22 protein-coding genes are annotated in these 21,415 nt (G+C 44.9%); 15 read left to right on the forward strand and 7 right to left on the reverse strand.

From position 1 onward, the window contains the following. The first annotated feature begins 58 nt into the window (after positions 1-58). From R7Z78_RS16305 to R7Z78_RS16315, 3 genes are read left to right on the forward strand one after another with little or no spacing between them, the layout of a single operon-like run. Positions 59-286: a FeoA family protein gene (locus R7Z78_RS16305; RefSeq protein WP_005382190.1), complete on the forward strand. Its 228-nt coding sequence runs from the start codon at positions 59-61 to the stop codon at positions 284-286. Continuing rightward, the gene (gene feoB / locus R7Z78_RS16310; protein WP_104975958.1) at positions 286-2,562 is read left to right on the forward strand and encodes a Fe(2+) transporter permease subunit FeoB; all 2,277 of its coding nucleotides are present in this window, start codon (positions 286-288) and stop codon (positions 2,560-2,562) included. The genes R7Z78_RS16305 and feoB overlap by 1 nt, the downstream gene beginning before the upstream one ends. Continuing rightward, positions 2,559-2,789, forward strand: a complete 231-nt coding sequence (locus R7Z78_RS16315; RefSeq protein ID WP_005388353.1) for a FeoC-like transcriptional regulator — start codon at positions 2,559-2,561, stop codon at positions 2,787-2,789. The genes feoB and R7Z78_RS16315 overlap by 4 nt, the downstream gene beginning before the upstream one ends. 108 nt (positions 2,790-2,897) lie before the next feature. On the opposite strand, the gene R7Z78_RS16320 is transcribed toward R7Z78_RS16315, so the two are convergent. The 3 genes from R7Z78_RS16320 to argS all read right to left on the reverse strand — a co-directional run bounded on the left by R7Z78_RS16320 (position 2,898) and on the right by argS (position 5,856). Next, entirely contained in the window at positions 2,898-3,419 is a 522-nt protein-coding gene (locus R7Z78_RS16320) for a YqhA family protein (protein WP_042523163.1), read from the reverse strand. A 150-nt stretch (positions 3,420-3,569) separates the two neighbouring features. Continuing rightward, positions 3,570-3,998, reverse strand: a complete 429-nt coding sequence (locus tag R7Z78_RS16325) for an HIT family protein (protein WP_039841466.1) — start codon at positions 3,996-3,998, stop codon at positions 3,570-3,572. A gap of 124 nt (positions 3,999-4,122) precedes the next feature. Further along, on the reverse strand, positions 4,123-5,856 hold the full coding sequence (argS, locus tag R7Z78_RS16330) for an arginine--tRNA ligase (RefSeq protein ID WP_005388349.1): 1,734 nt from the start codon (positions 5,854-5,856) through the stop codon (positions 4,123-4,125). Positions 5,857-6,076: 220 nt separating this feature from the next. Between argS and R7Z78_RS16335 the strand changes: the two genes are divergently transcribed. Then, entirely contained in the window at positions 6,077-6,673 is a 597-nt protein-coding gene (locus R7Z78_RS16335; protein WP_064353712.1) for a VOC family protein, read from the forward strand. Positions 6,674-6,987: 314 nt separating this feature from the next. Here R7Z78_RS16335 and purU read toward each other — a convergent pair whose 3' ends face one another. After that, positions 6,988-7,821, reverse strand: coding sequence for a formyltetrahydrofolate deformylase (gene purU, locus R7Z78_RS16340; RefSeq protein WP_005382206.1), 834 nt, complete (start codon positions 7,819-7,821; stop codon positions 6,988-6,990). Between the two features lie 218 nt (positions 7,822-8,039). Here purU and R7Z78_RS16345 point away from each other — a divergent pair, with 218 nt between their 5' ends. The 7 genes from R7Z78_RS16345 to rnd all read left to right on the forward strand — a co-directional run bounded on the left by R7Z78_RS16345 (position 8,040) and on the right by rnd (position 15,532). Beyond that, entirely contained in the window at positions 8,040-9,980 is a 1,941-nt protein-coding gene (locus tag R7Z78_RS16345) for an ATP-dependent DNA helicase (protein WP_005382210.1), read from the forward strand. Between the two features lie 29 nt (positions 9,981-10,009). Then, positions 10,010-10,711: a tRNA (adenosine(37)-N6)-threonylcarbamoyltransferase complex dimerization subunit type 1 TsaB gene (tsaB, locus tag R7Z78_RS16350; RefSeq protein WP_104975959.1), complete on the forward strand. Its 702-nt coding sequence runs from the start codon at positions 10,010-10,012 to the stop codon at positions 10,709-10,711. A 60-nt stretch (positions 10,712-10,771) separates the two neighbouring features. Continuing rightward, positions 10,772-11,077, forward strand: coding sequence for a hypothetical protein (locus R7Z78_RS16355; protein WP_047102883.1), 306 nt, complete (start codon positions 10,772-10,774; stop codon positions 11,075-11,077). Positions 11,078-11,118: 41 nt separating this feature from the next. Beyond that, positions 11,119-11,676 (forward strand): Slp family lipoprotein, encoded by a 558-nt coding sequence (locus R7Z78_RS16360; protein WP_104975960.1) that lies wholly within the window; start codon positions 11,119-11,121, stop codon positions 11,674-11,676. A gap of 6 nt (positions 11,677-11,682) precedes the next feature. Continuing rightward, positions 11,683-12,537 (forward strand): alpha/beta fold hydrolase, encoded by an 855-nt coding sequence (locus R7Z78_RS16365; RefSeq protein ID WP_104975961.1) that lies wholly within the window; start codon positions 11,683-11,685, stop codon positions 12,535-12,537. 106 nt (positions 12,538-12,643) lie between these two features. Continuing rightward, positions 12,644-14,335 carry a long-chain-fatty-acid--CoA ligase FadD gene (fadD, locus tag R7Z78_RS16370; RefSeq protein WP_065274268.1) on the forward strand — a complete coding sequence of 564 codons (1,692 nt, stop codon included), beginning with the start codon at positions 12,644-12,646 and terminating at the stop codon, positions 14,333-14,335. A 78-nt stretch (positions 14,336-14,413) separates the two neighbouring features. Then, positions 14,414-15,532, forward strand: a complete 1,119-nt coding sequence (gene rnd / locus R7Z78_RS16375; protein WP_031777213.1) for a ribonuclease D — start codon at positions 14,414-14,416, stop codon at positions 15,530-15,532. Positions 15,533-15,609: 77 nt separating this feature from the next. Here the strand turns inward: rnd and minE are convergent, their stop codons facing one another. The 3 genes from minE to minC are packed head-to-tail and all read right to left on the reverse strand — an operon-like array spanning position 15,610 to position 17,368. After that, positions 15,610-15,873, reverse strand: a complete 264-nt coding sequence (gene minE, locus R7Z78_RS16380) for a cell division topological specificity factor MinE (RefSeq protein ID WP_005388332.1) — start codon at positions 15,871-15,873, stop codon at positions 15,610-15,612. Positions 15,874-15,875: 2 nt separating this feature from the next. Then, the gene (minD, locus tag R7Z78_RS16385) at positions 15,876-16,688 is read right to left on the reverse strand and encodes a septum site-determining protein MinD (RefSeq protein ID WP_005388331.1); all 813 of its coding nucleotides are present in this window, start codon (positions 16,686-16,688) and stop codon (positions 15,876-15,878) included. Positions 16,689-16,705: 17 nt separating this feature from the next. Further along, complete coding sequence (minC, locus tag R7Z78_RS16390; RefSeq protein ID WP_005382304.1) at positions 16,706-17,368, reverse strand: septum site-determining protein MinC; 663 nt, start codon at positions 17,366-17,368, stop codon at positions 16,706-16,708. 197 nt (positions 17,369-17,565) lie between these two features. Here minC and R7Z78_RS16395 point away from each other — a divergent pair, with 197 nt between their 5' ends. The 4 genes from R7Z78_RS16395 to R7Z78_RS16410 all read left to right on the forward strand — a co-directional run bounded on the left by R7Z78_RS16395 (position 17,566) and on the right by R7Z78_RS16410 (position 21,357). Then, positions 17,566-17,847: a YcgL domain-containing protein gene (locus tag R7Z78_RS16395; RefSeq protein ID WP_005382303.1), complete on the forward strand. Its 282-nt coding sequence runs from the start codon at positions 17,566-17,568 to the stop codon at positions 17,845-17,847. Positions 17,848-17,895: 48 nt separating this feature from the next. Beyond that, positions 17,896-18,867 carry a lytic transglycosylase domain-containing protein gene (locus R7Z78_RS16400; RefSeq protein ID WP_005388330.1) on the forward strand — a complete coding sequence of 324 codons (972 nt, stop codon included), beginning with the start codon at positions 17,896-17,898 and terminating at the stop codon, positions 18,865-18,867. 88 nt (positions 18,868-18,955) lie between these two features. Beyond that, complete coding sequence (locus tag R7Z78_RS16405; protein ID WP_017634801.1) at positions 18,956-19,900, forward strand: LysR family transcriptional regulator; 945 nt, start codon at positions 18,956-18,958, stop codon at positions 19,898-19,900. 257 nt (positions 19,901-20,157) lie between these two features. Further along, the gene (locus R7Z78_RS16410) at positions 20,158-21,357 is read left to right on the forward strand and encodes a NupC/NupG family nucleoside CNT transporter (RefSeq protein WP_005382298.1); all 1,200 of its coding nucleotides are present in this window, start codon (positions 20,158-20,160) and stop codon (positions 21,355-21,357) included. Positions 21,358-21,415 lie beyond the last annotated feature (58 nt).

The following is a 21,415-nucleotide window of genomic DNA, read 5'->3' on the forward strand; positions in this document are numbered from 1 at the left end:
GCAACCTAAACTTATTAAATAATAATATTTCTCATTAGCAATACTCTTAAGGGCCACTATGAAGTTATCAGAGATTAATCCTGGCGATACGGTGACGATTCGGTTGTTAGATGGTCTTTCATCAGATATCAGAAAGAAACTCATGGTAATGGGGCTGCTTCCCAATACAGAAGTCAAAGTGATTCGACGTGCGCCAATGGGCGATCCTTTACAAGTCGAAGTCCGTGGTGTGTCTGTCGCATTGCGAGAAACAATTGCTCAGAAAATTGAAGTGGAGCGAGTGTAATGCAATATCAAGTGCTAACCGTAGGTAACCCTAATAGTGGTAAAACGACGCTATTTAATGGTTTAACTGGCGCAAAACAGCAAGTTGGTAACTGGGCAGGCGTCACGGTTGAAAAGAAAACAGGACAATTCAAGCATGCTGGGGATGAGTTTTTGCTCACTGACCTTCCGGGTATTTACTCATTAGACAGTGGTAATGATAGTAATAGTATTGATGAATCCATCGCATCGCGTGCGGTTCTAACTCATCCTGCTGATCTCATTATTAACGTGGTGGATGCTACGAGTTTAGAGCGCAGCTTATATATGACGCTGCAACTTCGCGAACTTGGTCGCCCTATGATTGTTGTCCTCAACAAGATGGATGCGCTAAAGCGTGAACGTCAGATGATTAACGTTGCAGAGCTTGAGAAAACGTTAGGTTGTCCGGTTGTCAGTTTATCTGCAACCAATAAAACTCAAGTGGCAGAGTTTAGAGAAAAGCTCCATAAATCCATCGTTCAAGGAGTGCCACTTAAAGAATTGTCTTTGCATTACGGTGAGAAGATGGAGTCGGCAATTCAAACGGTTTCCGCACTTTTTAACGACCAAAACGTCGCTCATCGTGCACTAGCGATTCGTGCGCTTGAAAAAGACACAATGGTGCTCAATAGTCTTTCTGATATTGATAGAAGCAAAGTCTTGGAAGTCATTACGACGTTAGATTTGGATATCGATTTGCATGTCGCGGATACTAAGTACACGCATCTGCATGAACAGTGTAAAAAAGTTCGCCGAAGCGAAGGCAAGTTAAGTCGTAGTGTGACTGAAAGACTCGACCAGTTTATTTTGAACAAGTGGATTGGAATTCCTTTCTTCTTTGTTGTTATGTACCTGATGTTTATGTTCTCGATTAACATCGGTAGTGCATTTATCGACTTTTTTGACATTGGTGTGGGCGCATTGTTGGTTGATGGTGGGCATCACTTGTTAGACGGTCATTTGCCTGTGTGGTTAGTGACGGTTCTTGCTGATGGTATCGGTGGTGGTATCCAGACGGTTGCAACCTTCATTCCGGTTATCGCGTGTTTGTACCTGTTCCTAGCGGTACTTGAGAGCTCAGGTTACATGGCTCGTGCAGCATTCGTACTAGATAAAGTGATGCAGAAGATCGGCCTACCGGGCAAAGCATTTGTACCGTTGGTTCTTGGTTTTGGCTGTAACGTTCCGTCAATCATGGCAACTCGTACTCTAGACCAAGAACGTGAGCGTAAACTGGCTGCATCTATGGCGCCATTTATGTCATGTGGTGCTCGTCTGCCTGTATACGCGCTATTCGCTGCGGCATTCTTCCCAGGTTCTGGCCAGAACATTGTATTCGCACTTTACCTACTTGGTATTGTGGCAGCGATCTTCACAGGTCTTTTCCTTAAGCACACGCTTTACCCAGGTAGCAGCGATAGCCTAGTGATGGAAATGCCAGATTACGAGCTTCCGACGCTACAAAACGTGGTGATCAAAACTTGGCAAAAGCTAAAGCGCTTTGTACTTGGTGCAGGTAAAACCATCGTTATCGTTGTTGCTATTCTGAGTTTCTTCAACTCATTGGGTACTGATGGCAGTTTTGGTAATGAAGACAGCGAAAACTCGGTGCTTTCTAAAGCTGCGCAAGTTGTAACTCCAGTATTCGCGCCAATCGGTGTTCAAGAAGATAACTGGCCAGCGACGGTAGGTATCATTACTGGTATCTTCGCAAAAGAGGCGGTAGTTGGTACGCTTAACAGTCTATACACGACGCCAAGTGACGGTGAAGACGCAGAATTTGATCTAATGGGCAGCCTAGAAGAGGCAGTAATGAGTATCCCTGAAAACTTAGCCGGTTTGAGCTACTCAGATCCACTAGGTATTGAAGTGGGTGACTTAACTGACTCAAATGCCGTTGCCGAAGAACAAGAAGTCGATGCTTCTATCTTCGGTAACATTAAATCGCAGTTTGCTTCTGGCAATGCCGCATTTGCTTACCTAATCTTTATCCTACTGTACACTCCTTGTGTGGCGGCGATGGGTGCTTACGTACGTGAGTTTGGTCATAAGTTCGCACGCTTTATCGCGGTTTGGACAATGGGCTTGGCTTACCTATGTGCGACGTTCTACAACCAATTGACGCATTTCGCAGATAGCCCAGTAACAAGTGGTATTTGGATGGCTGTGATCGTAGCTATCTTCTTTGGCACATACCGTGTGTTCAAACAAGTTGGTAAGAAACAAAACGGTGCATTAGAGGCGCAAATAGCATGATTTTAAAAGAGCTTTATCAATACATTGCAGACAAAGGAACCGTCTCCCAGTCAGATCTGGTTAAACAGTTTGGGATGAGTGAAGATGGCGCCGACGCGATGTTAAACGTGTGGATTAAGAAGGGCAAAATTAGCCGCTTAGTTGACACTAATAAAGCTCATGACGTGACTCGAGTTCGCTACTCAGTGACTAAACAAGATGGTTTGTCTCTGACAGTCACCATGTAGCGAGTATCAAAATTAGTCACCTAAAAATTATCACGTAAAAACGACAAAGCCGCATCAGAAATGATGCGGCTTTTATTTTGCTGGTTATTGTTTGTGAATACAGCGAAATTAATGCTCTTCAGAGTGTTTAGTCGCGCCTAACCCTAGGAACTTCAAACCAAGACTTAAAACTAAAATCGAAATAGGTAATGTTAAGATCGTCCAATCTAAGCTGTCGAAGTTAATCAGCACGAGCTCTAAGAATTTCACAAACAAGATCACGATGATGACTTCAGCCAAAATGTTTTTTAGATGGCCGATGTTTGGGGTTCTGATCCAATGCAAAACCGACTGCTCTTGTGTTTTCGCTTTAGCTTTGTTGGAAATAAATAGTGTGTAGATGCCGTGAGCAAAGATGAACAAAACTAGTGCGACAAGAAACGTATCCAGTGACTTGATCAAATAAGCGATCGCGATGTCTGCTTTATCTAAATGTGCGAGTGCTTCTGGAGGTGTTTGATTGAGAATGAAGACCGCAAATGCCGAATAGGTTTTTGCTGCACCCATAAGAAAAAGCAAGAATGAAGCAGCCATAGAACAGATGATGGCGATCCAGCTGACGTATCGGAATGTGTTGAAGACTTGTTTCATGCTGACCCTCTCTAACTGAGCTGGTAGTCTAAACAAGTTTTATTTTAGTGATAATCCCAGAAAAATGAGAAAGATTGTTACAAATACGTATTAATCTTTCTCTGTCTATTTCAGCCGTATTCAAAGGCGAATTATTTTCGCTAGCAGTGCTTATGCTTTTTGGAAAATAGAGCTCAGTGACAACACGTTTTTAATGCGACCAAGTAATTCGTTTTGCTCTTCTTCTGTACGGAATTCACCTTTGGTATTACCCCAAACCGGTCCCGGCCATGCTATGTCATCTTTGAAGCGAGCGATATGGTGAATGTGCAGTTGCGGCACCATGTTACCTAGTGCACCGAGGTTTAACTTGTCTGGACGGAATGTTGCTTCCAGTGCTTGGCTTACCGCTTGAGACTCTAGCAAAAACTGTTGCTGTTCTTTCATTGGCAAGTGGTGAAGCTCTTTTAGGTTTGCACGTTTTGGTACCAAGATAACCCATGGCACAGCATTGTCTTTATGCAGAAGCGCCACACACAGTGGGAAGTGACCGATAACGGTAGTGTCTTTTGCCAATTGAGGGTGCAGTTCAAAACTCATTATATTATCCGATTTGAATTGAATGACATCAGTATACGCCAGATAAAACAAAAGGTTGACGCTTTCACGTCAACCTTTGTCATCATTTAGCTTGTACTACTTAAGCTACCTACGTAAAAGCGGATTACATACGCTCTAGAGTATCAATACCTAGTAGAGACAGACCTTGCTTGATGGTCTTCGCTGTTAGCGCTGCTAGTTTCAGACGGCTTTGTTTCACTGCTTCGTCTTCAGCAACTAGGATAGGGCACGCTTCGTAGAAGCTAGAGAACTGACCTGCTAGTTCGAATAGGTAGCTACACATGATGTGTGGTTGACCTTCGCGAGCGACAGATTGAACCGCTTCTTCGAACTGCATAAGCTTAGCAATAAGTGCTTTCTCTTTCTCATCAGTGATTTTGATGTCACCTTGGAGAGCGTCCATAGCAACACCAGCTTTAGCGAAAATAGAAGCTACGCGAGTGTATGCATATTGCATGTATGGTGCTGTGTTACCTTCAAACGCTAACATGTTGTCCCAATCGAACACGTAGTCAGTCGTACGGTGTTTAGATAAGTCAGAGTATTTAACCGCTGCCATTGCAACTGTTTTAGAGATCTTCTCTTTTTCTTCCGCATCTAGCTCAGGGTTTTTAGATTCGATCAGTTGTGCTGCACGAACTTCTGCTTCATCTAGAAGGTCGGCAAGGCGAACGGTACCACCCGCACGAGTCTTGAATGGCTTACCATCTTTACCAAGCATCATGCCGAACGCGTGGTGCTCAAGAGATACTGACTCAGGTACGTAGCCTGCCTTACGAACAATTGTCCAAGCTTGCATTAGGTGCTGGTGTTGACGTGAGTCGATGAAGTAAAGCACACGGTCTGCGCTTAGCTCTTCATAACGATATTTTGCACATGCGATGTCTGTTGTTGTGTATAGGAAACCGCCATCGCGTTTTTGAACGATAACGCCCATTGGTTCGCCATCTTTGTTCTTGTATTCATCTAGGAATACAACTTGCGCGCCATCATCTTCAACGGCAAGACCTTGTTCTTTTAGGTCTGCAACGATCTTAGGAAGCATGTCGTTGTACATGCTCTCGCCCATCACGTCGTCACGAGTCAGTGACACGTTTAGACGGTCGTAGTTGCGCTGGTTTTGGATCATGGTTACATCAACGAGTTTTTTCCACATTTCTGCACAGTACTCGTCACCGCTTTGCAGTTTCACAACGTAGTTTCGCGCCTTTACTGCGAAGTCTTCATCTTCGTCGTACAGCTTTTTCGATTCGCGGTAGAAGCCTTCAAGGTCCGCAAGTTCCATAGAAACTTCGCCAGACTCTTGTTGTACACGCTCAAGGTTTGCGATAAGCATACCGAACTGAGTACCCCAGTCGCCGATGTGGTTCGCACGGATCACTTTGTGACCTAGGAACTCAAGAGTACGTACTACCGCATCACCGATGATGGTTGAACGTAGGTGACCAACGTGCATTTCTTTAGCTACGTTTGGTGCAGAGTAGTCAGCAACGATAGTTTGAGCTTCGTCTGCTGCAACGCCAAGACGTGAGTCAGCCAGTGCTGCTTCCGCTTGTTTTGCTAGGAACTCTTCGCTTAGGAAAATGTTGATGAAACCAGGACCAGCGATTTCTGTCTTGCTTGCAATACCATCTAGGTCTAGAACATCCAGTACTTTCTGTGCAAATTCTCGTGGGTTAGTACCCAGTTTTTTAGCAACGCCCATTACGCCGTTTGCTTGGTAGTCACCAAATTGTGGCTTTGCTGATTGGCGTACTGCCGCAGGGCTTCCTGCAGGTGCGCCAGCGGCTTCTAGAGCCTGAGATACTTTGTCATTAATAAGTGCTTGGATATTCACACGCGTTTCCTTCAATTCAAGGACGAAGAACTCGGCAAAATAGGCGCCGAGTTCTTTTGGAGTTCACAAAAATGGGGCTAATGATAACAACTTTATTGCTTTTCATACAGAGAGGATTTGGGGAAATTTTTACTTTTTCGATTGAATGGAAATGTCACTTTGTTTGCGTTTACTATTGCGCTCAGAGTAAAGAGATAAATCGCCCCAAAAGAGAGCCACAATGACTATTCAACTTGTTGAAAAACGCCTTACGCCTGAACTAATGCTCCAAGACTTAGATGTCTTCATGGACAAGATTGAAGAGTTTGCAACCCTGTTAAAACTGGATCTGAGCTTTGCTCAAGCTGACCATATTGCATTGCGTATTAATGACCCTGAAACGGCAAAAGCTGCGCATGAGGCATGGAATCAATACGGTAAGGTGATTTCACAAGCGAAAATCAACGGTCGTCCAATCATCGTTATCGAATTCGACAAAGCGTTGGAAAGCCGTGGTTGGAAGATTGAGTGTCTGGAACTGCCATACCCTGCGGAAGGCAAAATCTACTCAACTGAAAGCTGGGAACATGTGGAGTTTGTTATTCCGTCTCATGCCGAAACTGCAGACGAGTTTCTTGCTGATTTGAAACACACTTACCCAGCGTTTGGGGCGCGTTTTAATGAGTTGGAAGAGCTGGGTGTGAAGATCAAACTGTCGAGCCCGAAAGGGGAAGGCGAACGCTTGAACAACCCAACGGTGGCGTTTAAGTATCAAGGCATTTGTATCAAGCTGCACCCGCATTCACTTAAGCGTATTGTGGAGTCTGAGCAGGCGTAACTTGCTTTACGTCGTGCGCTGTTAGTCAGAGGGGTCACTTAAACTCACAGTGTGCGGATATGAGATTCCTGATCTCGCTTAAGCTCGTCGGAATGACGCGCTTGAGTTGTTTGCGTTTGGTTAAGTGATGCGTACTAATTAGCTTTCATGCTCATGCCTCATTTACGTCATTCCCGAAAGCGACGAAGGAGCGTAGTCGGGAATCTCTTACAAGCACTTCAATAAAACATCCACCGACAGATAAAAAACGCGTAACGAAAAGACAATGCCTTCTCAAATTACGCGTTTTTAGCAGCTAGCAATCAGCTGCGAATTTAAAGAATAACCGTCTTATTGCCGTAAACAAAGACGTGGTCATTGATCACTTTATTCAAAGCCTTACTCAATACGTTCTTCTCTACATCGCGTCCCGCTTGCGCCATATCTTGGGCATTGAATGTATGGTCGACAGGAATTACGTCTTGCTTGATGATCGGCCCTTCATCTAAATCATTAGTCACGAAGTGTGCTGTTGCACCGATGATTTTCACACCGCGATCGTAAGCTTGTTGATATGGCTTCGCGCCAATAAAAGCAGGTAAGAAGCTGTGATGAATATTAATGATTTTGTGGTGATATTTCTCAACAAACGTCGGCGTTAATACGCGCATGTATTTAGCTAGCACCAAAAAGTCAGCATCGTATTGATCGATCACTTCTAGCATCTTCTGCTCGTGTTCTTCACGGCTAAGGTTTTCATGGGTCACATGGTGGTAAGGAATGTCGAAGCGTTCAGTGAGAGTTTGCAGTTTGTCGTAATTCCCCACCACAGCGGCGATCTCAACATCTAGGCTTCCATCGTAGGTTTTCATCAGAATATCGCCTAAACAATGCGCTTCTTTTGTGACGAGAATGACGATGCGCTTACGGCGAGAGCCAACCAATTTACGCTTAGCACCTTGCGGGAGAGCTTGGTCCAAGTCGGCAAGAAACGTTTGATCGTTGAAGTACCCCTCCAACTCCGTTCTCATGAAAAAGTGGCCACTGGTATTATCAACAAATTCGTTATTGTGAACGATGTTGAGTTGGTGCTTGTAACAGATATTAGTAATTTTCGAGATGAGACCCGGGGCGTCAGAACAGTGGGTCAACAGTGTTTTCTTTTCCATAAATCAGGTACTTCCATGCATTAATATTTTAGCGTACGAATTTGTTATTATTCCCTGGCGGGTGTAACTGTACTGCCATGTTTCACCATAAATAATCTATTCTTACGTTGGTTTCAACAAAATATCCGCGTGTCGCCGCAAGCTGGTCAGATTGTGGGCTGATGTCACTCCTATTCCTCTGATATACTCTCGATAATTTTTCAAACTCAATACCAAGCATGATCGCAAAAACTTTTTCCTCTGATGGCGCGTTAGGTAAGGCCATTCCTGGCTTTCAAGCTCGTCAGCCACAAATCGATATGGCGGAAGCCGTCAGCAGTGCGATCAAAGATCAAACCCAGTTGGTGGTGGAGGCAGGAACCGGAACCGGTAAGACCTTCGCATACCTAGTCCCTGCGCTGTTGAGCGGTAAAAAAGTGATCATCAGTACAGGCTCGAAAAACTTGCAAGAGCAGTTGTACCATCGTGACTTACCGCTCATGGTCAATGCGCTTGGTTTTTATGGCCAAGTGGCGTTATTAAAAGGGCGTTCTAATTATCTGTGTTTGGATCGTTTGAGCCGCCAAATGGTCGAAAGCCACACTAATGAATCTGACCCGACGTTATTAACTCAACTGGTTAAAGTGCGTGCTTGGTCATCAGAAACCAAAACAGGTGACCTTGGGGATTGTGATGATCTACCAGAAGACAGCATGATCATTCCGACCATCACCTCAACCAATGATAACTGTTTAGGTAAAGAATGTCCGAGCTACACTGATTGCTTTGTATTGAAAGCGCGTAAGCGAGCCATGGATTCCGACATTGTTGTAGTGAACCATCACTTGTTTCTTGCTGATTTAGCGATCAAAGAAACAGGATTCGGTGAACTGATTCCAGAAGCCGATGTGTTTATTTTTGATGAAGCTCATCAGTTGCCAGATATTGCGAGCGAATATTTCGGCCAGTCAGTTTCAAGCCGCCAAATTCACGATCTTGCCAAAGACATTGAAATAGCCTATCGCACCGAAGCCAAAGATATGCGTCAATTGCAAAAAGTGGGCGACAAACTCATGCAAAGCGCAATGGACATGCGGATTGTATTGGGTGAGCCAGGCTTTCGTGGCAACTGGCGTGAGGCGTTGCAATCAGGTTCTATTAAGCGAGAATTATTGCGCTTAACTGACAGCCTCGAATTGGCGATTGATGTACTCAAAATAGCCTTAGGGCGCAGTCAATTACTGGATACTGCCTTTGAACGAGCAAATTTGATCAAAGGCCGTATAGACCGGGTATGTGATGTCGATATTACCGGTTACTCATACTGGTACGATACCTCGCCTCGTCATTTCGCTCTGCACATTACGCCTCTTTCTGTCGCGGACAAGTTCCATGAGCAAATAGAGATTAAACAAGGCGCGTGGATTTTCACGTCAGCAACCCTAGCAGTATCGGGCGACTTCAAGCACTTTACTGAGCGCCTTGGCCTCAAGCCTACAAAGCAATTTTCTCTGCCGTCCCCCTTTGATTATCAAAAACAAGCGCGCCTTTGTGTGCCAAGGTATTTGCCAGAGCCAAACAGTAACGGCTTAGCGGATAAGTTAGTCCGAATGCTTGCTCCGGTGATTGAAGAAAATGATGGTCGCTGCTTCTTTTTATGTACCTCGCACAGCATGATGCGTGAACTAGGTGAGAAGTTCCGAGAAGTACTTGAGCTGCCTGTGTTAATGCAAGGGGAGATGAGTAAGCAGAAAACCTTGGCGGAGTTTATGGAACTGGGTAACGCTTTACTCGTGGCGACGGGCGCTTTCTGGGAAGGGATTGATGTTAGAGGTGATGCGCTGAGCTGTGTTATTATCGACAAATTACCGTTTACCGCCCCTGACGATCCGTTACTCAAAGCCCGTATCGAGGATTGTCGATTACGTGGCGGTGAACCATTTGCTGAAGTACAAATCCCGGATGCAGTGATTACGTTAAAGCAGGGAGTCGGGCGATTAATTCGAGATCAGAAGGATCACGGTGCGTTGATCATTTGTGATAATCGCCTTGTCACGCGAGACTATGGTGGTATTTTCCTCGGAAGTCTACCACCTATCCCAAGGACGCGAGACTTAGATGGAATCAAAGCATTCCTGAAAGCAGAACAATCTGTCACAGACGCAAGTGCTGAGGCATAACCCAATAAATGAAAGTTGTAGAGAGTTAAATGAGCGCAAAAATTCTTGCTATCGATACAGCGACTGAAAACTGTTCAGTTGCGTTGTTGGCTAATGATCAAGTGATTTCACGTAGCGCGGTTGCACCACGCGATCACACCAAAAAAGTACTGCCAATGGTTGATGAAGTACTCAAAGAAGCTGGCCTGACTCTACAAGAGCTGGATGCGTTAGCGTTTGGACGTGGTCCAGGTAGCTTTACTGGCGTTCGTATCGGTATTGGTATCGCACAAGGTTTGGCGTTCGGTGCTGACTTACCTATGATCGGCGTTTCAACGCTGGCTGCAATGGCTCAAGGTAGCTATCGCTTACATGGTGTGACCGATGTCGCTGTGGCCATTGATGCACGTATGGGTGAAGTTTACTGGGCACGTTACACTCGCCAAGCAAACGGTGAGTGGGCAGAGATGGATGCAGAGTGCGTAATTCCACCAGCACGTCTCGTTGAAGAAGCACAAGCAGACGACAAAACGTGGACGACAGCAGGTACTGGTTGGGATGCTTACCAAGAAGTATTAGCAGGCCTACCGTTTAATTTGACGCATGGTGACGTTCTGTACCCTGATTCACAAGACATCGTGATTCTTGCTGAACAAGAATTTAAAAAGGGTAATACCGTGCCGGTCGAAGATTCGAGCCCTGTTTATTTACGTGATAATGTGACATGGAAAAAACTTCCTGGTCGCGAATAGTCCGTTTTTCATTAACCTGACAAAAAGCAGGGCGTTTGCCCTGTATTTTTATGGAGTGCTATGGCGTCGATTAATGGCTTGCCTCCTTCTTTGATTCCTGGTGCAAATCGCACTAATAAAGCCAGTCAAAAGAAGCAGGTAAATAAATCACAAACAAAGCAGCCTGTAGGTCAGCCTTCAAAGGTTGCTAACGCCGTGGCGCACTCCATAAAACACGTGGATGAGTCCCAAATTCACCGAGCTCAAGTGCAATATGACCTTCCTGAAGGGGGCGCACGTAAAGCAATGGAGCAGTACATGGATGTCATGAATCGAGCTAAAAAAGAGGAACTGGCTCAATTACTTGGTGTCGATATTTACGTGTGAGATCTCCCCAGCTTGGGGTTACTAATATTGAAAGGTGGTTTATGAAGGTTTTTGGACGGTTTTTTCTCGCATTATTTGCTACGGTTGGTTTGTCTGCGTGTAGCTCGTTGCCAGAGGAGCTAAATGCAAGCACAGAATTGGTCGTTACAGACTATAAAGCTTTTGCTGAGTCTCAGGGGCAAGTGAGTGAAGATGTTCGCCTTGGTGGAATCATCGCTAAAGTGGATAACTTTAAAGATAAAACGCGTCTAGAGATTGTAAACCTTCCTATCAGTAAGTCTGGTAAACCTGATATTGATGAAGAGCCTACGGGGCGTTTTTTCGCCTATTTTGATGGCTATTTAGAGCCTGTCGCCTTTAGTGAAGGCCGTTTGGTGACGGTTGTAGGCAAAGGAGCAGGGGAAGAAGAAGGAAAGATCGGTGAGCACGGTTACATCTTCCCGGTAATTAAGGGGGAAGGGTACCGTTTATGGAAAATTGAAGAACGTGTACGCATGTATGACTCGCCAACCTACTTTTACCCATGTTACTCGATTAACTGCCGCATGTGGCGTAATGATTTCCCACAAGACGGTAAAGTGATAAAACAGGTCAAATAATCTGCGATGCATGAGCGTCAATTCGAGCTTCCTGCCGGCAAAATGGCAGCCCTTGAGATAGGGAACGAGAAAACGGCTGACTTGTCAGTCGTTTTTCTTCATGGGTGGTTAGATAATGCGGGCAGCTTTAAAGCGCTCATGGAGCAGTTGAATCAACTTAATCCTCACTTACACCTCCTCGCCATCGATCATTTTGGTCACGGTTTATCGAGTCATAAATCTCACGATAATTATTACCCCTTTCACGACTATATTGCCGATTTGTATCAGTTTTTGGATGAATTATCACCAAACAGACTGATATTAGTAGGGCATTCACTTGGTGCTTTAATCGCAAGTTGCTATAGTGCTGCGTTTCCAGAGCAGGTCGAAGCTCTTGTGCAAATTGAGGGGGCAGGACCTCTTAATGAAGAGCCTACTAACAGTTTGCCTCGTCTTCGCGATGGCGTTTTAAGTCGAATAAGACAGCAAAACAAGCCAGAGCGAGCCATTGCCTCCTTCGATCTGGCGTTAAAATTACGCATGCAAGCCAACCAATTAACCGCTGAGCAGCTTCTACCGATAGTCGAGCGTGGAACAGAGCAGCGAGGAGATAAATGGTATTGGCGGCATGACGCCAAGTTAAAATGTGCGTCGCTTTACCGAATGGCGCAAGCGCATGCTAACTCGATTACCAGCCAAATACGTTGTCCTCATTTGATTGTATTAGGCGATCAAGGATTTCAGAATTTACCATCTAACCAAGCTGATTGGGGAGAGAACCCACCGCAAGTGGTGTCTGTCAAGGGTGGTCATCACTGTCATTTAGAGCAAATACTCGAGGTCGCAACGCGAATTCTTGGTGTAGTTAACAAAATTTAAACAAGTGTTTGAGAGTTGCGTGCTCAAGCACGTTCGCTGTGCTGTAATAGCTTTCAAAATAAAAAGGACGCTATTTTTTAGCCAGTTATAAACGAGGAGTAACATCGTGGATAAACCATGGCTTTCACGTTATCCAAGTGACGTACCTGAAACCATTAATCCAGAGCAATATGAGTCTTTGGTAGAAATGTTTGAACAGTCTGTACAAAAATATGCAGACCAACCAGCATTCATGAACATGGGCTCGGTTATGACCTTCCGTAAATTGGAAGAGCGTAGTCGCGCATTCGCAGCGTATCTGCAAAACGAGTTAAAACTGCAAAAGGGTGACCGCGTTGCTCTGATGATGCCAAACTTACTGCAATACCCAGTAGCATTATTTGGTATTTTGCGTGCAGGTTGTATCGCCGTAAACGTTAACCCACTTTACACTCCTCGTGAACTTGAACACCAATTGAATGACTCAGGTGCGACGACGATTGTGATTGTGTCTAACTTTGCGAATACGCTAGAACAAATCGTCGATAAAACACCAGTCAAACACGTAGTGTTAACCAGTCTTGGTCAAATGCTGCCACGAGCGAAAGGTACGATTGTCGATTTTGTCGTGAAGTACGTTAAGGGCATGGTGCCTAAGTACGATTTACCTGGTGCAATCTCAATGCGTCAGGCTCTACGTAAAGGTCGTCGTCTACAATACGTTAAACCGTTTATGTCTGGGGATGACATTGCATTCCTGCAATATACGGGGGGGACGACAGGTGTCGCGAAAGGCGCGATTCTGACTCACCGCAACATGATTGCGAACGTTCTACAGGCAAAAGGCGCGTACGGACCGGTTTTATCTCCGGGGCGTGAATTAGTCGTGACAGCATTACCGCTGTATCACGTATTTGCTCTTACCGTAAATTGTCTGCTGTTTGTTGAAATGGGTGGTCGTAACTTACTTATTACGAACCCTAGAGATATTCCAGGGTTCGTGAAAGAGCTACAAAAGCATCCGTTTACTGCGATTACGGGCGTGAATACCTTATTTAATGCATTGGTCAATAATGAAGATTTCCACGAGTTGGATTTCAGTAATCTACGTTTAGCCGTTGGCGGCGGCATGGCAGTGCAGCGCTCAGTGGCAGAAAGATGGCAAAAGACCACGGGTTGCTATTTGCTCGAAGGTTACGGTCTAACAGAGTGTTCTCCGTTGGTGGCGGCATATCCGCATGATCTTGTTGAATACAATGGCTCTATTGGTCTGCCGGTACCATCAACAGAAGTTCGTATCGTGGACGAAGAAGGTAACGCTCTTTCGAATACTGAAACTGGCGAACTTCAAGTTCGTGGTCCTCAGGTTATGCAAGGTTACTGGCAACGACCTGAAGCAACGAAAGATACGATTAACGAAGACGGCTGGCTATCAACCGGCGACATCGTTAAGTTCGATGACGAAGGCTTCCTGCATATCGTTGACCGTAAGAAAGACATGATCTTAGTATCAGGCTTTAATGTTTACCCGAACGAAATCGAAGACGTTGTAGCACTTCACGGCAAAGTACTTGAAGTTGCTGCTATTGGTCAGCCGCATGAAGTGTCTGGTGAATTAGTGAAGATTTATGTCGTGAAACGCGATCCGAGCTTGACCAAAGACGAAGTGATCGCGCATTGTCGAGAACACTTAACTGGCTACAAAGTTCCGAAGTTGGTTGAGTTCCGCGAAGACTTACCTAAAACCAATGTCGGTAAGATCTTGCGTCGTGTTTTACGCGAAGAGAATGACGCTGAACTTGCGAAGAAAAGCGCATAAGCCGATTTCGTCGAGTCGAGAGATTTAAAAAATGATAGAATGCCAGCGTTTTGCTGGCATTTTTATAGCGAGAAGTATGTGAACTATCAAATTATTACTAAAAACAAAGACCTAGAAGAGGTTTGCACTCATGCCCGAGAGGCAGACGTAGTGATGCTGGATACCGAATTCGTTCGTATTCGCACTTTCTACCCGCAGTTAGGTCTGATTCAGCTTTTCGATGGTAATCGCCTCTCGCTGATTGATCCGACTGAATTAACGGATATGACGCCGTTTGTAGCGCTATTAAAAGATACTTCTGTGCTAAAAGTGCTGCACGCATGTGGTGAAGATTTAGAAGTTTTCCAAAACGCTTTTGGTTGTACACCATTCCCTATGGTAGATACGCAGCTGATGGCCGCTTTTCTCGGTCACGGCCTATCGACAGGCTTCGCATCGCTGGTGGAAGAATATTTAGGCGTAGAGCTCGACAAAAGTGAATCACGTACCGACTGGATGGCTCGTCCACTGACACAAAAGCAATTAGATTATGCTGCCGCAGATGTTCATTACTTGTTACCGTTATACGAAAAGCTGTTCGATAAGGTGACGCAAGCAGGTTGGTGGGAAGCTGTACAGCAAGAAAGTGATTTACTCGTTTCGAAACGTATTCGCGTAACCAATGAAGAGAATGCCTATCTTGATATTAAGGGCGCTTGGCAATTAAAACCTTCTGAGCTGGCGATTTTAAAGCCATTGGCGACGTGGCGTTATCGTGAAGCAATCAAACGAGATTTAGCGCTGAACTTTATCTTCAAAGAAGGTGATCTATTAACGGTCGCTCGTCTTGGTTTAACGAACTTTAAGAAGATGGAAGCAGAAGATATTGATATCCGAGCGATTAACCGCCATGGCGCGAAGATTGCCGCGATTGTTAAACAAGCGAAGCAAACACCTTCTGAAGAGTATCCTGCGAAAATTGAGCGTTTAATGGACTATCCGGGTTACAAGCAGGTCTTCAAAAATATGAAAGACTTGGTGAAATCGGCTTCGCAGAAGTCAGGTTTAGCCACGGAGTTCCTTGCCTCTAAAAAGCAGATCAACCAGTTGATCAGTTGGGTTTGGAAAAAAGATCGTGACCCAGAAGTATTGCCTGATTTGATGCAAGGGTGGCGTTTGGATTTACTCGGCGACAAGATGAACAAAGCATTAAAGTAATGAAAGATGAAAAAGGTTGGCCTCGATGCCAACCTTTTTCGTTCTAATTAGAGCATTCGTCTTGCGAGAGAAACTGATTACTTTTCTTCGTCTGGTAGCTTCACATTTAGCTCAAGAACTGAGATATCGTCGTCTTTGTGCTCAAATGTTAAGTCAACCATATTTGGATCAATTGCCACGTACTTGCTGATCACCTTCAAGATGTCTTCTTTTAATTGAGGCAAGTAAGACGGCGCAGGATCATTTTGGCTGCGGCGCTCTGCGACAATGATTTGCAAACGCTCTTTAGCTAGATTCGCAGAAGTTTTCTTCTGTGGACGGAAAAATTCTAATAATGACATGTCTAGCCTCCAAAGAGTCGTTTAAAGAGTCCTTTCTTCTCCTCAGTAAGGAAACGAAATTCAACCTGATTGCCTAATAAGCGATCAACGGTGTCAGAATAAGCCATACCCGCATCGGTGTTATCGTCAAAAGTGACTGGCACACCTTTGTTTGACGCGTTAAGCACGGCTTGGCTTTCTGGAATCACGCCCAGTAGTGGAATATGTAAGATCTCCTCAACGTCTTCAACGCTTAGCATTTCGCCTTGAGTGACGCGAGATGGGTTGTAGCGAGTCAGTAACAGATGCTGTTTTACTGGCTCTAGCCCTTGTTCTGCACGCAGTGACTTAGAATCTAAAATACCGAGAATGCGGTCAGAGTCACGTACAGAAGAGACTTCTGGGTTCGTTGTGACAATGGCTTCATCGGCATAGTACAAGGCCATTAACGCGCCTTGCTCGATACCTGCTGGTGAATCACAAATAATGAAATCAAAGCCCATTTCATCAAGTTCGCCGAATACGCGCTGAACACCATCTTTTGTCAGTGCGTCTTTATCACGAGTTTGAGAAGCAGGAAGAATAAATAGGTTGTCCGTGCGCTTATCTTTGATCAGCGCTTGGTTTAATGTCGCTTCACCGTTAATGACGTTCACAAAGTCATACACGACGCGGCGCTCACAGCCCATGATTAGATCGAGGTTACGCAAACCGATGTCAAAATCGATCACCGCGGTCTTTTTTCCCTTAAGAGCTAGACCAGAGGCGATGGCTGCGCTTGAAGTGGTTTTACCAACGCCACCTTTACCAGACGTTACTACAATAATGCGTGCCATTTTTTTTCCTTTTTAGATTAAATCGCGAGAACTTCTAAATGTAATGATTCATCGGCTTTACTGATCATTACTTTCTTTTGCCAGTACTCGCTTTCAATTTGATCGCTTAACCAGTAGTCACCCGCAATGGATACCAGTTCTGCTTGTAAATCGTGGCAAATAATACGCGCTTCCTGCTGACCACTTGCTCCTGCAATCGCACGACCTCGAAGTGTGCCATGGATATGAATAGAGCCGTCAGCAATGACTTCAGCACCTGCACTGACGTGCGCTAGCACCACCAAATCACCATCTTTTGCGTAGATCTGTTGTCCTGAGCGGACAGGCGTACGAACTACTTTCGTTGGTGCCATTTTGGCAGGTGCTTGGCTTGGTGATTTGCTCGCCGACATAATGGCGAAGCCAGCTTCGGAAGCAAGGTTTTGTACACGCTTGTCTTTACAGCCCGTTACACCGACCGGAATAAAACCAGCATCTGAGATGCCTTGTTTAAGCTTAGGGAAATCAATGTCGCCTTGTACTTTTGCTATATTGATTACCAAAGGCGCGGATGCAAAAAAAGAAGGTGCTTGAGAAACTTTTTCTTGCAAAAATTCGACAGTCTTTGCGATCTCATTGTCAGAAAGGTGTAAAACTGACAATGTAAAACTGCTACCTTTAAGGTCTGGTGAATGGGTCATCGTGGACTTCTTGCCTTTATTGAAAGAGCGTTGCCTTAAACTAGGTATGTCATGTTATATTTCATCCTTTGACGCAGCAAGTTCTCTCGTGGGCAAATAGGTGAATTAATCTCAAATTTGCTATTAAGTTTGCGAGAATTTGACGTTTACAACCTAATCCGCACTCAACGCGGCTAAATCAGCATAAAAGGCGTGTCATGCTTTGTTCTATTTATAAAAGCTCGAAAAAAGAAGGTACTTATCTCTATATTCCGAAAAAGGATGATTTTTCACAGGTTCCTGACACCTTAATGCAGATGTTCGGTAAGCCTATCGCTGTCATGACGATTAAACTTGATGGCCGTAAATTGGCACAAGTTGATATCGAAAAAGTGAAGGCTTCATTACAAAATGATGGCTTCTTTCTTCAGGTTCCACCGCCGCCGGAGAACCTATTAGAAAAGTACAAAGAACAAAAAGCCCAGCAGAAAGGCGAATAACGTCATCGTTTTTCATCTGGGATTTCTGCCTTGCTCAAGGAGGGCAATATGAAAAAGATACTGGCTACCATGCTTAGCGTTGGTATGTGTACCTCGGCTTTTGCAAGTAGCGAGGGTTTTGATGAATACTTGAATAAGCTGCGTGCTGAAGCTCGTGATAAAGGTATCTCAGAGCAGGTCATTAGTGCTGCTTTTGCTAATGTTGAGTACAAGCCCCGAGCAGTAAAAGCGGACCGAAACCAACCAGAAAAGAAACTGACATTGGATGAGTACATTCCTCGCGCGGTGCCTGAATGGAAGGTGAAGCAAGCCAGACAACTCTACAAAGAGCATTACACCGAGCTAAAGCGTATAGGCGATGAGTACGGTGTCCACCCGCGCTTTATTGTGGCACTTTGGGGAGTTGAAAGTAACTTTGGTAAGTTTACCGGCAACTTTAAAGTGATTGATGCACTATCCACAATGGCATTTGAAGGCCGTCGTGAAGAGTTTTTCCGTAAAGAGACTATGTCGGCACTTCAGATCCTCGATCAAGGCCATATTGAGCTAGAGAACTTTAAAGGCTCATGGGCTGGTGCGATGGGTCAATGCCAGTTTATGCCAAGCTCTTTCCTTCGTTTTGCTGCTGACGGCAACGGTGATGGTAAAAAAGACATATGGCAATCTGAAGCGGACGTGTTTGCATCAACCGCTAACTATTTGAGCAAGTCTGGTTGGGATGATAAATATACTTGGGGTCGCCAAGTTAAGGTTCCTAAAAATATTGATCGCAGCCTAGAAGGGCGCACGGCTGAAAAAGGCAAATACCTTCAAGAGTGGAGCCAATTAGGTATCACAAAATATGACGGTAGCCCGTTGCCAAAACTGGATGAAGACATCAAAGCATGGTTGATCATGCCGGACGACGAGAATGGTCGTACGTATCTGGTTTACAATAACTACAACGTATTGATGAAGTGGAACCGCTCTTACTACTTCGCACTTGCTGTGAGTCACTTGGCTGACCGCATTAAATACTGATCTGCCATCAAACAATTTGGCATTCAGTCTTCAATACAAGGGCTCTTCGGAGCCCTTTGTTTTTTCTATAACCAAATCGAGGTAAAGCGTGTTATCTGAACGTGCCGCACAAATGGTGATTTTCTCCGCTCTTCTTAAACACAAAAGCTTCACAGCTGCTGCAAAGAGCTTAGGCGTGTCGGTGTCTCATGTGAGTAAACAGTTGAGTCAGTTAGAAGCGTCTCTTGGTATCAAGCTTGTTCAACGCACTACGCGAAGCTTTACGCCGACTGAGGCAGGGAAAACCTTTTTTCATCACTGTGAGCAAGTGGTACAAGCGGTGAGCAGCGCCACATTAGAGATGGAAACCCAGCGGGATGAAGTGGCAGGTTTGGTACGTCTTGGGTTGTCGCAATCATTTGGTACCTTACACATTATTCCAGCGATTCAAGAGTTACGCGAACTCTATCCTCAACTTCAAGTGGAAGTACATCTGTTTGACTATAAGGTCGATATGTTAGCCGAAGGGCTCGATTTATGGGTAACCAACAACGAGCATTTGCCTGAAGGTTACATTGCGCAGCGTTTGACGGATTGCCAGTTTGTTGTTGCGGCATCGCCAGATTACTTATTGAAACATGACACGCCAACAGAACCGGATGACCTATCTGCTCACAACTGCCTCATATACAGAAGCTGGGAGCGTGACTATACGGGATGGGCGTTTACCAAAGATCAGCAAGAATTGAACGTAAAAGTCTCGGGTAACTATTCAGTAGATCTGGCAGAAGCCGTTCGGGATGCGGCTATTGCAGGTTGGGGTATTGCCTACCTTGCCACTTACTTGCTGGGTGATGAGTTCAGAACGGGTAAGTTAATACAGCTGTTACCTGATTGGAAAGCCAGCCAGTCGATGCCGTTTTATGCGGTATACCCAAGCCGCCAGCATATGCCAAAAAAAATATCCGCAGTGATTAACTTTATCAAACAGAAGATCGGCAACCCTTGTCATTGGGACCAACGTTTGGCGCCTTACATCTCTATTCCTAAATAACAGGATCAATGACGTTGTAGAACGACACATAAGGTGATTCACTTCACAAAAATTTTTCCTGAATCAGAAACATATTTTCCATATGGAAACAATTAAAATAAGCAAACGTTTATCTTCAATAAATTCAATTGGTTATTTTGTTGGTCAGTTATTGGTCGCTTAAACTTTTCACACTGTTAACATCCTCAACTTGCAGCATTTTGAGTCCGCTATACAATCCGGTGCCTTCTATATCCCCCTTCTGTCGGATTCATTTTATGAACTCAATTATTGGTATCGTAGCCATACTATTCCTAGCATGGCTACTTTCTACAAATAGAAAAAATATAAAGCTGAGAACGGTGTCGTTTGCGTTTGCTTTGCAGGTACTGTTTGCGTTGTTGGTTTTATATGTACCAGCAGGACGAGATGCGCTGAATTCAGTGAGCAGTGTTGTGTCGAATTTGATCAACTATGGTCAAGAGGGCATTGCGTTTTTATTCGGTAATTTGGCGACAGGGGGCTTCACCTTTGCGATCAATGTTCTGGGTATCATCGTTTTCTTCTCCTCTCTTATCTCAGGTCTTTATCACATTGGTGTGATGCCAAAAATCATTAACTTTATCGGTGGTGGTATTCAAAAGCTGCTGGGTATCGGTCGTGCTGAGTCTTTGTCTGCTACGGCGAATATCTTTGTTGGCACCATTGAAGCACCATTAATGGTAAAGCCTTACCTAAAACACATGACTGACTCGCAGTTCTTTGCAGTTATGACAGGTGGTTTAGCGTCAGTTGCTGGCGGAACGTTGGTTGGTTACGCATCACTGGGTGTCGACCTCAACTATCTTATTGCTGCTGCATTTATGTCGGCACCTGCCGGCTTGTTGATGGCAAAAATTTTAATGCCAGAAGATACGGATAAAGCAGCAGATATCGACATTAGCCAAGTTGAAATTCCACGTGCAACCAACGTAGTAGAAGCATTAGCCGATGGTGCCATGGCGGGTGTACGCATTGCTGTATCGGTCGGTGGTACGTTACTGGCGTTTATTAGTGTCATTGCAATGCTAAACGGCATGTTAGGCTGGATAGGTGATCTGATTGGGACACCATTAAGTTTTGAGCTCATCCTAGGTTTTGTGTTTGCGCCAGTCGCTTGGTTGTTGGGTATACCATGGCAAGAAGCAACCACAGCAGGCTCGCTGATTGGTAACAAGATTGTGGTGAATGAGTTCGTCGCTTTCATCCAGCTTGCAGAAGTGAAGTCTCAACTTAGTGAACACTCACAAGCAATCGTGACGTTTGCTTTGTGTGGCTTTGCAAATATCTCAAGCATGGCGATGCTGATTGGTGGGTTGGGCTCTTTGGTACCAGAAAAGCGTGCATTTGTTTCTAAGCATGGTTTCCGTGCGATTATCGCTGGTGTCATGGCGAACTTAATGAGCGCTTCTATTGCGGGCGTGATTTTAAGTCTGTAATTGAAATAGATATCAACAATTAGCAAAAAGGCTCCTTGCGGAGCCTTTTTCGTATCTG

This window comes from Vibrio sp. 1167 (assembly GCF_033340375.1).
GTDB lineage: Bacteria > Pseudomonadota > Gammaproteobacteria > Enterobacterales > Vibrionaceae > Vibrio > Vibrio alginolyticus.

Coding starts and splice junctions, on each gene's coding strand:
- purU (WP_005382206.1), bottom strand. CDS start 7,821: ATGGAAAAGAAAACACTGTTGACCCACTGTTCTGACGCCCCGGGTCTC.
- R7Z78_RS16315 (WP_005388353.1), top strand. CDS start 2,559: ATGATTTTAAAAGAGCTTTATCAATACATTGCAGACAAAGGAACCGTC.
- R7Z78_RS16410 (WP_005382298.1), top strand. CDS start 20,158: ATGAACTCAATTATTGGTATCGTAGCCATACTATTCCTAGCATGGCTA.
- tsaB (WP_104975959.1), top strand. CDS start 10,010: ATGAGCGCAAAAATTCTTGCTATCGATACAGCGACTGAAAACTGTTCA.
- R7Z78_RS16400 (WP_005388330.1), top strand. CDS start 17,896: ATGAAAAAGATACTGGCTACCATGCTTAGCGTTGGTATGTGTACCTCG.
- R7Z78_RS16360 (WP_104975960.1), top strand. CDS start 11,119: ATGAAGGTTTTTGGACGGTTTTTTCTCGCATTATTTGCTACGGTTGGT.
- feoB (WP_104975958.1), top strand. CDS start 286: ATGCAATATCAAGTGCTAACCGTAGGTAACCCTAATAGTGGTAAAACG.
- R7Z78_RS16325 (WP_039841466.1), bottom strand. CDS start 3,998: ATGAGTTTTGAACTGCACCCTCAATTGGCAAAAGACACTACCGTTATC.
- R7Z78_RS16335 (WP_064353712.1), top strand. CDS start 6,077: ATGACTATTCAACTTGTTGAAAAACGCCTTACGCCTGAACTAATGCTC.
- R7Z78_RS16395 (WP_005382303.1), top strand. CDS start 17,566: ATGCTTTGTTCTATTTATAAAAGCTCGAAAAAAGAAGGTACTTATCTC.
- R7Z78_RS16320 (WP_042523163.1), bottom strand. CDS start 3,419: ATGAAACAAGTCTTCAACACATTCCGATACGTCAGCTGGATCGCCATC.
- minE (WP_005388332.1), bottom strand. CDS start 15,873: ATGTCATTATTAGAATTTTTCCGTCCACAGAAGAAAACTTCTGCGAAT.
- R7Z78_RS16305 (WP_005382190.1), top strand. CDS start 59: ATGAAGTTATCAGAGATTAATCCTGGCGATACGGTGACGATTCGGTTG.
- minC (WP_005382304.1), bottom strand. CDS start 17,368: ATGACCCATTCACCAGACCTTAAAGGTAGCAGTTTTACATTGTCAGTT.
- R7Z78_RS16365 (WP_104975961.1), top strand. CDS start 11,683: ATGCATGAGCGTCAATTCGAGCTTCCTGCCGGCAAAATGGCAGCCCTT.
- R7Z78_RS16345 (WP_005382210.1), top strand. CDS start 8,040: ATGATCGCAAAAACTTTTTCCTCTGATGGCGCGTTAGGTAAGGCCATT.
- R7Z78_RS16355 (WP_047102883.1), top strand. CDS start 10,772: ATGGCGTCGATTAATGGCTTGCCTCCTTCTTTGATTCCTGGTGCAAAT.
- minD (WP_005388331.1), bottom strand. CDS start 16,688: ATGGCACGCATTATTGTAGTAACGTCTGGTAAAGGTGGCGTTGGTAAA.